The 14,960-nt window shown below is 37.1% G+C and carries 17 protein-coding genes; 3 read left to right on the plus strand and 14 right to left on the minus strand.

The genetic code is table 11. From position 1 onward, the window contains the following. Both DV872_RS26710 and DV872_RS24570 read left to right on the plus strand, forming a co-directional pair. The coding region (locus DV872_RS26710; protein ID WP_216664448.1) for a hypothetical protein at positions 1-438 on the plus strand (438 nt) is incomplete at its 5' end. A 301-nt stretch (positions 439-739) separates the two neighbouring features. Continuing rightward, positions 740-1,045: a hypothetical protein gene (locus DV872_RS24570; protein WP_114632620.1), complete on the plus strand. Its 306-nt coding sequence runs from the start codon at positions 740-742 to the stop codon at positions 1,043-1,045. Between the two features lie 608 nt (positions 1,046-1,653). Here the strand turns inward: DV872_RS24570 and DV872_RS27170 are convergent. The 4 genes from DV872_RS27170 to DV872_RS24590 all read right to left on the minus strand — a co-directional run bounded on the left by DV872_RS27170 (position 1,654) and on the right by DV872_RS24590 (position 4,673). After that, positions 1,654-1,779, minus strand: a complete 126-nt coding sequence (locus DV872_RS27170; RefSeq protein ID WP_255526206.1) for a hypothetical protein — start codon at positions 1,777-1,779, stop codon at positions 1,654-1,656. A 689-nt stretch (positions 1,780-2,468) separates the two neighbouring features. Further along, a complete protein-coding gene (locus DV872_RS24580; protein WP_147283265.1) occupies positions 2,469-3,731 on the minus strand; it encodes an HD-GYP domain-containing protein in 1,263 nt (420 codons plus the stop codon). Positions 3,732-4,094: 363 nt separating this feature from the next. Further along, on the minus strand, positions 4,095-4,295 hold the full coding sequence (locus DV872_RS24585) for a hypothetical protein (RefSeq protein ID WP_114632623.1): 201 nt from the start codon (positions 4,293-4,295) through the stop codon (positions 4,095-4,097). 153 nt (positions 4,296-4,448) lie between these two features. Next, positions 4,449-4,673, minus strand: coding sequence for a hypothetical protein (locus DV872_RS24590; protein ID WP_114632624.1), 225 nt, complete (start codon positions 4,671-4,673; stop codon positions 4,449-4,451). A gap of 45 nt (positions 4,674-4,718) precedes the next feature. On the opposite strand from DV872_RS24590, the gene DV872_RS24595 reads away from it, so the two are divergent. After that, complete coding sequence (locus DV872_RS24595; RefSeq protein ID WP_114632625.1) at positions 4,719-5,687, plus strand: hypothetical protein; 969 nt, start codon at positions 4,719-4,721, stop codon at positions 5,685-5,687. Positions 5,688-5,742: 55 nt separating this feature from the next. On the opposite strand, the gene DV872_RS24600 is transcribed toward DV872_RS24595, so the two are convergent. The 10 genes from DV872_RS24600 to DV872_RS27345 form a co-directional block, all read right to left on the minus strand. Then, positions 5,743-6,309 carry a hypothetical protein gene (locus tag DV872_RS24600; RefSeq protein WP_114632626.1) on the minus strand — a complete coding sequence of 189 codons (567 nt, stop codon included), beginning with the start codon at positions 6,307-6,309 and terminating at the stop codon, positions 5,743-5,745. A gap of 158 nt (positions 6,310-6,467) precedes the next feature. Next, complete coding sequence (locus tag DV872_RS24605; protein ID WP_158547168.1) at positions 6,468-8,045, minus strand: exo-alpha-sialidase; 1,578 nt, start codon at positions 8,043-8,045, stop codon at positions 6,468-6,470. 532 nt (positions 8,046-8,577) lie between these two features. Continuing rightward, a complete protein-coding gene (locus tag DV872_RS24610) occupies positions 8,578-9,249 on the minus strand; it encodes a DUF5680 domain-containing protein (protein WP_114632628.1) in 672 nt (223 codons plus the stop codon). 234 nt (positions 9,250-9,483) lie between these two features. After that, on the minus strand, positions 9,484-9,945 hold the full coding sequence (locus tag DV872_RS24615) for a hypothetical protein (protein ID WP_114632629.1): 462 nt from the start codon (positions 9,943-9,945) through the stop codon (positions 9,484-9,486). A gap of 610 nt (positions 9,946-10,555) precedes the next feature. Next, positions 10,556-10,765: an SRPBCC family protein gene (locus tag DV872_RS24620; protein WP_114632630.1), complete on the minus strand. Its 210-nt coding sequence runs from the start codon at positions 10,763-10,765 to the stop codon at positions 10,556-10,558. A 309-nt stretch (positions 10,766-11,074) separates the two neighbouring features. Continuing rightward, positions 11,075-11,584: an NUDIX domain-containing protein gene (locus DV872_RS24625; RefSeq protein WP_114632631.1), complete on the minus strand. Its 510-nt coding sequence runs from the start codon at positions 11,582-11,584 to the stop codon at positions 11,075-11,077. A gap of 225 nt (positions 11,585-11,809) precedes the next feature. Beyond that, a complete protein-coding gene (locus tag DV872_RS24630; protein WP_114632632.1) occupies positions 11,810-12,499 on the minus strand; it encodes a bifunctional helix-turn-helix transcriptional regulator/GNAT family N-acetyltransferase in 690 nt (229 codons plus the stop codon). A 154-nt stretch (positions 12,500-12,653) separates the two neighbouring features. Next, positions 12,654-13,697: an SAM-dependent methyltransferase gene (locus DV872_RS24635; protein ID WP_171832171.1), complete on the minus strand. Its 1,044-nt coding sequence runs from the start codon at positions 13,695-13,697 to the stop codon at positions 12,654-12,656. A 472-nt stretch (positions 13,698-14,169) separates the two neighbouring features. After that, on the minus strand, positions 14,170-14,463 hold the full coding sequence (locus DV872_RS24640; RefSeq protein ID WP_114632633.1) for a hypothetical protein: 294 nt from the start codon (positions 14,461-14,463) through the stop codon (positions 14,170-14,172). 153 nt (positions 14,464-14,616) lie between these two features. Further along, entirely contained in the window at positions 14,617-14,925 is a 309-nt protein-coding gene (locus tag DV872_RS27345; protein ID WP_114632634.1) for a group II intron maturase-specific domain-containing protein, read from the minus strand. Positions 14,926-14,960: the final 35 nt, after the last annotated feature.

Here is a 14,960-nt window from a genome sequence, read left to right on the forward strand (position 1 = left end):
TGGGCAATAGGTCTACTTTCAGGGGGAAGTACTTTCCGTAAAATGCTGTTTCGAAATCCTGTACTATACTTACTCAATATGTTGTCCTCCGTATTAAATACTGTGACAACTATCTTGAACTATAGGGCTTCCTTTAATGAAATTGAATGGATAACATCAAGACAATATAATGAACGAGAACTAGAATCTTCTATGCGAAATTTTATTAGAGAAAGAGACTTATCATTAATTTGGTTAAACAAGATATCAAATCCGGATTTAGATTCAAAGCATATTGGAGATGGTATCAATAAAAAGAATATAAGTGCCGGAGATTTACTAGCATCATGGATGGGACATGATTTATTTCATATGAAACAAATCATACTGCTAAAGTGGGATATTCTAAAGAAATGGTCAGAACCGTTCTCGCCAGAGTATTCAGGATTCTACGATTAAATGGGAATATAATTTAGACTATCAAAAATTGCTTAACACCAACCTCAAAAATTGCATCCGATAACCAGCCTACTGTAAATTTATGAAGATACCTTGTACGTATCAATAATCAAGGTAATAAGTTATCATAAAATCAACTGCCGTTTCCTTATAATTCAATACTCCTTTATAATGTTGATTAAAACTTCATGAACGAACATCGTGTTATATCATTTACCAGGCATAAGAAAAGGAGTCCTGTAATGCAGGGAATGACAAGGATTATACTGCTCTTGGTAGTACTATCTATCTTACGGGATCTGTGAGTAATCCGGGCAGCGAATCAATAAGCTACAGCTGGACTGCTTCCTCTGATAACCCAACAGATATTACATTGTCAAACAGTAAAACTTATGAAGCCAGTTTTGATATTTCCTTTGACCTGGATGAAGGGGATTATATCTTTACACTCACGGTCAGTGATGGGACAAGTACAGTAACAGATTCTATTACCGTCTCTATATATTATATGGATAAACTAATAGCCTCCGATGGGGCTGCTTCTGATAATTTTGGAAGATCTGTGAGTCATTTTCAGGATAAGGGAGGGATAAGTGTCCACCCATAGGATAGATCCTCATAAATGAACTCTATTGATTTATACAGCATTCATCAGTATCTAAATTTATATGGAACTCTTCATCTGCACAGTGAATCTTCTCTTCCTGACAGGACATGAGACACATTAGGCTTACCAGGGAGATCATAAGTATCATTTGTTTTTTAATCATCTCGTGTGATATCCTTTCATACAGTAAGCACAACCATCCACATTTTTATGGTGTCCTCTAGCAATTCTCATAGCTTCATTGTCTGTGTTTGCTCTAAAGTAAATTCGCTTACTTTTGTATGGAAGTGGGGAATCAGAGCATGCTGCAATTTTATGTACTTCGTGTTCTCCATCTTTATTAACACAATATAATAACATTTCTGAGCTCCTTATAATAATCGTATGATTATTATACCTTGTGAAATCCATTTGTATATCGGCCAAAAGGTTGAAATTTGCGTATTAACATAACGGCCAAAGGGCTACAGTATTTATTGCGGTCAATCGATAAAACATTCCCTCTCAGCTACACTGCAGAATAAAAAAACTTCCCCCAGACACCCGCATAGGAAAGCCCTGTGCGATGATTTACGGATGCTTGCGAGTAAAATGATGGGAATGCGGGATCAGCCGTCCGGAACAAAGTCATCCATAACGGGTATACCCACATCACCGTTCTTCATCGAGCCTCTGTGCAGCAAGGGTAAATCAATTTCATCTCCGACTTCCCTACTTCTTTGTATATTTGACACTCAAAGAATAATTGATTCACACGGTTGGAAGGATCTTCTGAGAGAGAAACCTTCTGTTTGTGTATTCTGATAATCACAATAACCGGTCACTCCCCTTTAATTTGGATTTCAAACAGAATACCACCGAGGGAGTATCTGTGTCATATTCTCCAATCAGGCTTTATGAAAATGAGATATTATGGTTTTCCTGGAAATGTAACAAAAAGAAAAGTCTTAATTTATGCAGAAAATTGCCAGGTGTTAACATGATGAGGGTGTATTAAGAGAAGAAAACTTAATGGAAATATTTATTCGTATGACAGGCTCTGATCCTACAGTCGGTCCTATTTGTGAAAAAGTACGCCTGAAAAGTATTGAATCACTCAAAATACCACTGATCTATTCATAATATTCTCAAGATATCATAACGATTCTCTTCAAGTTATGCATAGAACCACTTAATTTGAGTGTTTATTCAATGAGGATATATTCTTTGTCATTAATCTTTTCAAATACGCAAAACAGAACAGGATGAAGTGTAAAAATATTTCCGGGTCTACAAAGTAACATCCGTCCGAAAATTGGATTCTGCCAAAATAAAAGATCTGCTGATTCATGGAGGGCTGCTCCTGCACATTATTCTGCGTAATAATCCCAAAAAATACTACACATGGTATGACGAACAGTTGAGTGATCCCGATACTAAATGACTACTGTTTCGAAATTTCCCTGAACTGATCAGAAATATTCAACAATGCATCTATTAAATCAGGATCAAACTTTTTCCCAGAGTCATCTACAATTATTTTCATTGCCTTTTCATGGGAAAAAGCACTCTTATAAGGTCGGCTGGTAGTTAAGGCATCATATACATCAGAGATGGACATAATCCTCGCAGAGAGGGGGATTTCTTCAGCTATTGTTCCAAAGGGATATCCCGAGCCATCCCAGTTCTCGTGATGATATAAGACAATTTGATACCCTATTTCAAAGAAAGACTGAAAATCAAGAGACTCTGAGGCGTTTTTCAATACCTTGGCACCAAGTTGAGGATGTGTTTTAATGATTTCAAATTCCTCTGCACTCAACTTTCCCGGTTTTTGTAAAATACTGTCAGGGATACCCACTTTACCTATATCATGTAACGGAGCAGAACGCTCCAGATCATCCAGATATGCTTTGGTCAGATAGTTTTTATACTTATCAACTTTGGATAACTCAGAACCTAATATTTTACAATAAAGACTGGTTCTATTTATATGTGCACCTGTATTATCATCTCGAAGCTCTGCCAATTGGGACATGGTATAAATGGTCAGAGACTGACTCTTATCAAGCTTATCAAGAGCTTTACTCTGATTATAATAGACTCGGCTGAACAGGAAAAAAAGGCTAGAATAGAATAAAAAGCCCCCTATAAAAATCATTAGTATCACTAATTTTCTATTTTTTATAATACTCTTTCGTAGATTAGGATCAAGATCTAAGATCTCAACGGTTCCAATATTTTCTTCTTCAACTATGATTGGAATGTAATAGTAAACAAGGAAATAAGGATTTTCACTCTGAATATGATAAGAGATATCCTTATGTTCCAGATTCTTAATCATTGTATTAAAAGGAGAGGAGTTCTCGGGAATATTCTGATCCTTAAATTGCCAAATGACTTCATTCTCCCGGTTTATGATGCGAAACTGTTTTACAGTTGGATACTGGAGTAAATCAGTTTTAAAGTGTAACCATCGGATGTCCGGGGTCTCTACATTGAAACTGTCATGATGTTCATCTTTTTCTGAAGAATCAGGAGTCTTATTTAATAAGGTATGATTATCAAGCAAAGGAATAATTTCAGAATAGTTCTCTGGAATGGCTCTGACATAAGACTGATAAAAATCTGAATGGCCGATAATCATCTGGTGTTTTATCTGATTTACCAATACCCAGCTCATCAGAAAAGCTATGATTATCGTCATACAGAGAGAAATGAAGGAATACTGAACTAATAAGTTATTCTTTATTCTTAATGATCCCAAAGTAGCCCCCCTCTTATTGATAGAGAATAGTAGAAAATCGCTCCTTTGGATAGGATCAATGAAGCATCCGGTGAAATGGTTTTTCTGTTAAAAGAACAAACCCATTTCATTAATGTCTCCGTATTATTTATTGATCTTCAACATTTTCCAATAAATCAGAAAACCTCTTAGATAGAGTATCTGAGCCATAAATTGAATGTACTCTGGTCTTGAATACAATCCGATACTGACATTTAAAAAGATATATCATGACAACTGCTGCTAATTAAACCTAACTATAGTTTTTAAAGTTCTTCACGATTTTCAGTCCTCCTCATAGGCCCCCATAGACCAGCCGGCAGCGTCAATATTGTCGGGCCCGTTATCAGGTCCTGTTCTAAGATCTGTTCGCTCATTTCCATCCCGGTCTTCATCATCAATATTGGCCCATAGGCTTGCATTGATACCCCTCTGACGTACATTCACAGGAAAGGATGCACTCAGACTCCAGTCATTATCATCCATGGACGAGAGATCATTGTCAGGACCATCAATATCTAAAAACTGGGGATTCAGATCCTCATTGCCTGTACAATGGGTCAGGGCATTAATCAGGGCTTCAGTATCATAACTCGAGGAATCAAATCTTCTGTAGAGGACAGTACTGCCGTTTTTATCCTAGAAGTCATTATTTCCGATATAGGTAGGACTGCTGATATTTTTGTCGCTTTCATAAATGCAGTAACTATTAACAGTGCTGCCAGAAAACAGAATATCATTGACAATATCCGGCTGTGAATCATCCATCAGGATGATTGTGGGACTTCCAATAACGGGCCCGCCGGAAATTGTATTATTCTCAATAAGGGGCATGGCATTATCAATATCAATTCCGGCGGACATCCCGGGAACACGGGGAGGTTAATTATATCATGATATAATTAACAGATGAAAATTTTTAAACTAACCCTGATCACATTCTTTTTATTTACATTGTTATGCCACGGAAATAGTGTTACGGAGAATAATGGGACAGTCCGTGTCGGTGTAACCGATTGCGATTATTCCAGCTTAAGATCAGCCCTTGAGAACACCTCTGAAAATGTGAGTTGTATCATGCTGGAAGAAGGTGCGTTTATAGAATCGGGTCTTGTCGTAGACAGGGATTTAATCATCATTGGAGAAGGCAGGAACAAAACCTTTATCCGGGGAGATGCAGAATCCGGTAAAGCCGGAGACAGAGTCTTTACAATTGCCGAAGGAGCAGAAGTTCGCTTAATAGCCTTGACCATTGAAAATGGTGTGGCTCATGGGGATCTGCGACGGGGGGGAGGCATATTGAATTTGGGGACCCTGAGGATGGAAGACTGCCTGGTCCGGAACAATGCTGCAGTATACGGCGCAGGACTTGATAACAGAGGCAGGGCCATTATCTCAGACTCTGCTTTTACCGGGAATTTTACCATTCCCATGAATATGGCAGAAAGAACCAGCGGCTCAGGATGTTTAGGGAGCGGCGGGGCCATTAAGAATGAGCCCGGGGGTATACTGCATATGATAGATTGCTTGATAGAAGAGAACAGTGCCATGGTACGGGGAGGAGCACTTTTTGTGAGCTGTGAATCACGAGCGGTTCTGAACACTTGTACGATAAAAAACAACAAGGCAGACCGGGGGGGAGGCGCCGTGTATATCAGGGGAGACCTGACTCTCATCAATAACCACATTACAAAGAACACAACCAGGATAGGTGCCGGGGGTGTGCATGTGACGGGGTTCCTTAATTTTTCAAAGAATGTAATCAGAGAGAATAGCCTGAGTGATCTGACTGTTGAGAGCAGTATTCTGCTTGATGGCAGCGATAGGATCGGGATAGATAAGAAAAATCGTATTGAAATTAGGAATGTGATGGATTAGTTAGTGAATACTGCCTATCAATAACTACTTCTGTTTTTTGATATGCAAGATCTCTCTAAATTTCTGAAACTAACCATGTTTCTCGATCAGCAATCTCCCCTCTTTTCATTTTGCTCTTAACATCTTCAAAATTTGTTTCATCAACAATCCATCCAAGTATAAGATCTGGGTTAATTTCTCTTACATATGGATGAAGTGCTAAAGACAAGTATTCTTCCTCATGTTTTTGATGAATTTTAACCTCATCAAAATTCATTAACTGATCCCGAATTGTATTATCCAGTACAGCAGTAACCTTTTGTCCTATTCTTGTATTCTTTCTGTTTTCTCCAAAAACATTGTATTCTGGTAAATCACATACGCCAAAACCATCTATATATGTCATCGAATTCTTGTATCCGTTTTTCCAATGCAAATAACTATTTTTAGAAAAAGCAGCTGAATACTTTTTCGAATAAACTTCCTTAGCTAAAAACATAATTTCATTATGGACTGTATAAGGTAATGCTCCTTGATATCCTGACATTGAGACCGAAATCAGATGATTATTTCCGGTGTCAGCTTTTATTCCTATAGAGTCAATCATCTCTAGAGAACTAAAATCAAATCCATAATAAATCATTCCAAAGTTGTTTATTTCTCGTATTTTTATTCAATCATTTTTGATACTGCATAACGTTCCAATAAATTGACGGCTTGTCCCTGGAGCGAAACAAAGGGCGGAATTTTTAAACAGAGACCAAATAGAGACCAAACAGAGAATTCTATTTGCTACTTCATTCACTCATCCAGAAAACTAAGGGGAAAACGCATAAACACAATCTCTTCAGCGTAATAATTAGCACCTTTCTCAAAAATGCATCCAATTATATCATTTTCGGCGTCAATCAGCGAAAGCGCAGAATAAGATGCCATGCCCTCATAGAGGATCTTAGATTTTGACCAGGTTTTGCATTCATCATCACTCAAACGCACTGTCATCATCTCGCGGTGAAGTGAATCAGCTGGATTGGTAAATAGGTAGAGGCTCCCCTCAGGCTTTTCAATTTTAATGAGGCTCCCCTCGCATGCGGGATCGGGAAGCGCTTTGTCATATGTATAATCGAGCCACGTCAACCCTTGATCTTCGCTTATGGCAGTGACGCGGTGGCCGGGTTTAACGGGACGGATATTGATATAGAGATCCCCGTTATCGAGCTCTACGAGTGTTCCCTCTTCTCCAGTCGGAATTGTTCCGCCCAATTCCCATGTGCTGCCTCCATCTTTGCTGAAAATAACATGACCCTGCATCTTCCTGTCTACAATATGGTCCGCAGGTATGATAAGGGTTCCATCCTTCAGCTGAATACCGTTACTCGGACCAGTTGCGTACCAGGTCCAGTTGGGAAGCTTTACATCCTGGGTTATCTCGATGGGCTCTGACCAGGTTTCGCCGTTATCTTCGCTGTGCATCTTCCAGGCCGTGTCATTTTGTTTGCAGAAAATCAGCCAGATAAATCCAGTTTTTCTATCCACAACCGGGCAGGCATTACCGATGATCAGATTTCCCTCCTCCATGAGCACCTCGAGTGGTGTCCATGTACTGCCCAGATCGTAGCTTTTACGCAATACGACATCCGTTTTGGACCAGTCATCCTTATGCTCTGTGCGCGCCTCTGCGAAAGAGAGAATCGTGCCATTGGGCACTGTAATCATAGTGGGAATCTTAAAGGTGTTGTATCCAGCCTCGCCTTGAGCGTAGAGCACTGTTCTGAAAGGCGAATCTTCAGGATATGGTTTTGCCGTGGCATCCGGTGGTAAAGTGAGAACCGCGCCAATTACTGCGCCCATCAGAACAAGCACTAAAGCCGAAGCAACCGCTCGTCTACTCGCCCCTGATATAGCCTTTTTGCGCAATGCTTTAACAATTATTGATATTCCGGCAGGAACCAGAAGCAATAGCAGCAGCGCTCCCAATATCGGTGCCATAAGGATCATAAGATAGAGCTTGTCAGCCGCCAGATACTCGGTTGTATTATAGAGATCGAGTGCGCCGACCAAGGCTCCCACTCCCACAACAATTGCAAAGAGAGGAATTATATAGTTGCTGAGAAAATTACCGCGACTCTCCTTGATGTCCTTTTTTTTAACAAACCCGAGAATGCCCAATAGGACAATGATGAATCCGCCAACGGCAATGGCGCCGTAGAACACGGGATAATACGGTCTGACAGTCGGCTTAAATTGCTCGTATACAAGAAAATCCCAAAACACAATTGGAATACATATAAGAATCCCTCCCACAGTAATCATGAGAAGGGAAATCGCCCAACTCACAATTTCATGGAGTTTGGTCTTTGCCAAGATTGTCTTTTTCATTGTCATATAGCTCCCTTTCATTTTGGCCGGATTGTTCAGTTTGGCCAATAAGTTATGTTTTACTGGTAGTAATTTTAATCATTGAATAACATTCTGTTATATAGATCTATTTTTGGTTGTTACAAATACTTCTCAATATTTTCCTCTACAATTGCTGAGTAGAAAGCATGTTGCTTGTTCTTTGAATAAGCCCTTCATTAAAAAAGTAAAACTATTACAGTGAGTACTTATCATTCTTGTTTTCTATAAGATTTATTATTGATCAGAATTATTATTTAAAAGTTTACCATGATTTTGCATACTTTCCAGTTGAATTTTCTAAAGCCATTTTCTCCATACTCTGCAGGAGGATTATTATGTTCTGAGTTTGAAAAAGAGAATTGATTAAAAATCAAGAATCCGTACCTAGTGTCTGTAGAACATCAAGTTCAGCTGCAGACCGTCAAGCTGGCGTCGGAATTGCCTGCAAAGCAGAATAGCGATTCCGATGACAGTAGGTCTGACAGTTGTAACTTTTTGATATGAATTTCTGTTATTTGATACTCCCACCATGAAATACACATTCATATACTTTATCTTTTTTATAGAAGATCTCTTCTTCACCTTTAAACCAATTAAAAGTCCCCTCTACTTTACAGTGATATATATACTCTCCTGAAGTGTATAATCTGGGACCTCTAAATGGTAAATCATTACTTACATTTAACAAGCATTCTTTTAGAAAATCACCTGAAAATGAATCCATAAGAACTCTTCCCATATAATTCATTGACCAAATAGGTGTTTCTGATATCCAAAGAACCTCTTCACCGATAAATTGCTCTCCCCCATAAAATGAATCTAAATATTTATAATTATTTGTTTCATATTTTAAATCATGAGAGTTCAACCTTGATGAGATGGTTTCAGCTGCTTTTGCAGCATAAGTAGATTTTTTTGATGTACATAAAAAATCTATTATATTATTAGTTTCATATTTTTCTGCATCTGACTTTATTGTATATGGATTCGAGCCTTTTATTAGGGAATCCAGTGTTACCATAAATTTATCGCTTATGGTAATTAGCTTACTGATTTCTGGTGTTGATTCACCATTTTCCCATTTTGTTACTGATTGTCTGGAAACTCCAATTAATTCTGCAAAGGATTCTTGTGTAAGTCCATTGTCATTTCTAATACGGATTATTTCATTTTTAATATTCATAGTTCAACTCCTTATGGAGTATTCTATATTCCATAATTGTAAATACTACCAACCAGCACTATCTTTTAGGCAACCAATAGTTGCAAAAAAATAACCATGTTCAAAACCACGAAGTGGATTTTTATTCTCAATTATTCCGGTGCCGTAGGCTTCATAACTCATCTTATTATCCTGTTCTCCATAACTATTCAATAATTTCACCAAATATTACGTAGCAGATGTTCCTGTCAGAATTTACCTGTTTCTCTCATTCTTAAGTCGCCTGAATATGTACAGACCAAGACCCAATGACAATAAAGAGAACTCACATATAAGTGCACCGGGAATCGTTTTATACAAACCCAGACCATATGCGGAATTCTCTGAGAAAATATTTATCCCGTAGTTTAAGCCGATAACCTCCAGAGGCCAGGAAATGAAATCACAAATCCAATGACTTAATATCAAACCGGAAAAAATCAATACTGCTGAAAAACGGTGATAGATGAGATAAATAATCAAAGCTGAGATAAGACAGAATACCAATGTCATTAATAGACTGTGTGACAAGAATGCTGATTCGTCTTTTAGACCAATTAAACCAAAGAGTGCACTCATTAAATCGGGAACCATAACCGCGACAATCAATATCCACAAGGGCATTTGTCTCTCTACCGATTTGACGGCTAATCCAATACCTATATGCCCTAATAACATTCCAAGTCTCCAATATTTACATATTATATATGCATTTATTGAATATTCACTTACTTTCAATAAATACTACAGAATATCCTTTAATCATTCATCAAAATCAATAATTTGCCTCTAGTGTCGGTAGAACGCTCTAGTAAATTGCCGGTTTGTCCCAGAGCGAAGCAGAGGGTTGGCGTTGGATTTACTTCGGAATGAAGTATAAAGCAGAATCCCATGCAGAAAATAGGTCATTACAGTGGCCTTGTTCTAAGGTGTATTCCATTTATATAAGTTAAAACCTTTTGAAGCAAATATTGATTATGAATTAAATTGGATAGTTATGGACAATTTTTCTGTGAGTTCGTTTTTACTGTCTACAAACTCTCCTCTAAAGCTTTTTTATATTCTGCCCTTCCCCTTTCATATGTCTTTTTGTAAACATCAGTTTCTGCTTATGATAAGGATGCATTTTAAGAAACAATTTTTCTGATATATTGATTTTTCCCCTGGCGGTGAAAGAACATGAACCGTCATCACTTTCCTCAATAAGGAACTCGTTTCCAGGTGCAAATATAGCTAATGGATATAGTATCCGGTATTTTATGAGTTTATTTGGAATTACTTTTATGAATTAAAATGTCAGTTTCTGTAAAGTATCTCCGAGATATTCTTCTATATAAACAATGGAACCTTTTGTTACTGGTTTACCTTTGAGCCATTTTAGGTCCACATGTTCTTCATGCCATTCTTTGTAAGATTTCAGATCAGTCATACGTTGTGCTTGATAATTATATACTTTCTCTGCCGAAGCATTAATGACAATACTATCCTTCATAATCATGATTGTTCCTCTTGCAATAATTATAAAAATTTCAAAAGTCTAAGTCAAAATTTGTTTTAAAGATAAAGCTTATTCCTTGCAGAAGTTTCTCTAATCATAGTAAAATTATTTGTAGTATTGTTTAGAATTTGCATTAGGCATGAAGATTCATTTTCACACAGAAAGTAGACAGAATCATTTTATTAGAACCATATACTCCAATATCTTCTAATCAGATCTATAAACAATCTCATTACAAACTTTCCAGTTGAATTTTCTATAGTAGATTACCATGAAAGTCTGTAATTCTACTTAATTGCTGGTTATGAATCACACTTCAGTATTCTCTTCAATATGTGAAAATACTGCTTCTAAATATTCTTTTCCATAATCAAAAAAAGTCCTATTTTCAATCATAGTTTCTAATTTATCTATAGAGATCCACATTGCGTCTAACACTTCTTCAGGATCAATAACAACATCATCAATTGAGCCATTCCATTTAGAAATGAACACATCTAAAATATAGTTTTCTTCTTTCCTGGTATTGATAATGGATAATTCATTTTTTTTAATATCAATTCCCATTTCTTCTTTCATTTCACGGATTGCTGTTGTTTCACTATTTTCTCCAGCAATAGTGGTACCACCTGTACATGCCCAAATACCACCGAATTCCTCTGGCGGCTTATTTCTCTTTTGTATAAGAAGTTGATTTAAATCATTGTATATCCAAAAATGTATAACTAAATGGTACTCTCCGGGATTAAGTGATTCTCCTCTTATAATTTTTTTATTAATAAGAGTTCTGTTTTCATCATATAAATCTAAAATTTCCATTCTTAATTCCTAATGTATTTCTGTTTCTAAGAATCGCAATCATTCTTATTTCTCATTCCAATGCCGAAGGCTTTGTAACTTCTACTTAAGTAAATTACATTTAACTGGCGTTAATCATGCCTGCGAAGAAAAACAGATTGATCCATGAGAGTATTAAATACTAATCAATTTTTCGTTTTGTAGAAATTCAATTCCAAAAACTCATATTACCTAAATTTTATCAATCTAAAAGTTCATAATCATTAATAATGAATCACCATGTTTTTCTTTAAGTTCAAATCCTACTTTTCTATATAGTTTATAAGCTTCATTATCTTCAGAAACCATTAAACTAATGCTATTAATACATTTTCCTTTAGCCTTTTCAATAAGTAAATTTAAAATTTCTGTTCCTATTCCTTTATTCCTATATTCATTCTTAATTCCAATCACCAAAACTGGCACTGAGTCTTCAATAAATCCTCTTATTGAATTACTTTTTTGATAATATCTTATCCATGCTGCCCCAATCTGATTAGAGCCATTAAGTGCTATCAATCCTAAATCCTGCTTCCTTTTACCCCAATCAATAAGGGAATTCATTACACCTTCAGCCTTAAGACCTTCTTCAAAATTTGGTGCATTTCCTTGCTTAATGGATCTCCAATATACAGCCTCAAATAGCATTTCTTTTAAATAATGAATATCTTCTGAATCTGCAACTCTGAAAGTAATTTTATTTTCCATATCTCCCTCATTCTCAGACTTACCACCATGGAAATCAGAATCTGCATTGCCTATTAATTCCCGTTTCCACTTTGAAATCATGTTTGGATGAGCCCCTGTGTCCTGGGCAATTTCACTAATAGTTTTTTCCTCTCGAAGGGCCATTTGTGCAATTCTGGCCTTCTCTAAATCACTCCACTTCTTCCGCATCAGTTCTACTCCTCTGCTGTTCAATTTTACAGCATCAATCTAATTCAGGAGCTGTAAGGCTTTATGGAATGGGAGCACGATATGACTGAAAGGAGGAGTTGCCAAGTTTTATCTGAGCTTTTACACAATTTCTATTAGGGATTAATTATCCATTTCAAATAGTGTGAATCCAGGTAAACTCATGTTTGTTATAATTAAGATGCATAACTGTACTATGTGGAATTTTAGCAAATTCGTCGATAACATCCCAATTAATTTCCCCTTGCATTTTTATGGTACAAATCATATTGCATACGAGACCACTATCCAGCCATGAATGTATCCAAGTAAGCAAACGCTCCGGATAACATATAATATCACTAAAAACCCAATCGAATGACCCCAATTCTTCTGGAGTAAGGGTGAACACATCATGCTTTAAAAAAGTTACTTTTTTATCGCTCATAAGAGATGGTGCAAGTTCTGATCGATCTATCGAGACCACATCACATCCTAGCTCACGCAAAACCCAGGCCCAACCTCCTGGAGAACCTCCAGCATCAAGGCAACGCATACCTTCAGAGGGCAAGGGTACGCCGTAGGGCTGCGGAAGCCCAACAATATCTGAGGGAGTACGAAAGCACCCTCCACCTACACTCGAAGCTCTGATAAGTGCCTCTTGTAATTTTAGATATGCTCGACTCGGCGGATTTTTATGATCTTCTTCCAGTACAAGAGCACCAGCAGGTAAATAGCTACTTGTTTTTGCCGATGCAAAAAGAGTGTTTTGATCTAAAAGTGTATACGCACCTATATCTGAAGCAGGAATAGAACACGGAAATGTACGAGTCTTTAAATTAATATAATGCAACTTATCTTGAATAAGAGTTGCTCTTCTAAATTGAGTAAATTGATATGAAGCCCAGCTACGTTGAATATTTTTTAATAGCCGTGCGGCTTCACCTATTGATGCAAATTCGGCTATAAAAGGCTCAATATATGTAGTTCGACTCCAGTATGGAAGACTGTAAGTACCATAAGGCGTTTTTGTTGAGCCAGGGGTTAATTCCCATCCAGGACAATATATCAAATCACCATATTCTTTACATTGAGAAGATTTAATATGAAAACGAACCGTAAGTTCACGTAAAAGACGTTCTTTCATTTCAGGAAAAGCCAAAAAAGCAATCCCTGTAAGTGATTTTATTAAGTTGGACACACGTTCTCCTGCTGGTCTATTTTGAGTTTCTCTATAAATTATGTTAGCTTTTTTAAATATGGTGACTGAAATAAATTGAAACTAATTTCAGTCGGATCTGTACGCATTCCAACCAGTGAATATGCCCCGAAGAATAAGAGCATCAGGCTTATTCCGTTCTGAGTTTCTTAAATTTAATTCATAATCGTTATCAAAATCAAGTTTAAACAAGGCATGGAAGCGCTCTCAGCACCTCTGAAGACACACAAATAGATTAAGCACGAACTAGCCCAATTCTTTTCATATATTGTATTTATACGAAAATTATTTAGCATCAAAACAGATGATAGGGAAAATGATCCGGTCAGTCAATGTCATTGAATCCTTGAATAGACCACAAAAGCGATGAAAAGGAATGATAACAGTAAAACTTGAGAGTAAGTTGAAAACTAGAGCCGGATTTTTGGGTCTTCTTAACCCAGTTTTTAAGTATTTATACTTTCCCAAAATAGAGTAATGTAATGAGAGAGGCAATGTCTGCATCTATTATTAACCATATTATTAAAGAAACAATAATTCCAATTATTGATGGGTCATAATTAGATCTCATAAGCCATGTTGCTCCTGTAAACTCGCTTATGAAAAGTGGTGGCGCCAGAACTAGCATTGTCATAGCGTCAATAAAATCAGGATATGGTATTTTTTTGAATACTTCGTAAAGATACGCGTACAATAATGGTATTATTTTTATTGAATATAATACCGTCAATATTTTTATATAGTTCATATTGATTTCCATATCCTTAATTTGTCGGCATAACATCGTTTTCAGCAGCAGGCACGATTGTTGCGAATGGTAGAGTAGAGGCAGGCGCCCCTGCCCCCCTCATCAAACCGTACATGAAGTTTTCCCTCATACGGCTTTCGAACAGTTTTCATCTCAAGCATTCACAGTAGCCCCTAATTTGACCCATTTTGTAACTTTAATCAGGCCATAATCATTCACAAGAGTCTTATACACACCCCGGTTACAGATGCGACTCTTCCGCTGGCTTTTCCTCTTAAACATCTTATGCAATTTGTAGCCCAAATATTCTTCGACACGAGCAGCAGATGTGTATGGATAGCTGACATTCGATATACTGAAATACCTAAACCAGCCCCCAATTTTCATGTTCATATTTCGGCACAGCCATCTACTATTTGTTGTACTATGAGTATTCAGATAAGTCCTCAGATTATCAATCAATCTTGATTCAGACTTCTTGGACGGAACAACATTCC

This window comes from Oceanispirochaeta sp. M1 (assembly GCF_003346715.1).
In the GTDB taxonomy this organism is placed as follows: domain Bacteria; phylum Spirochaetota; class Spirochaetia; order DSM-2461; family DSM-2461; genus Oceanispirochaeta.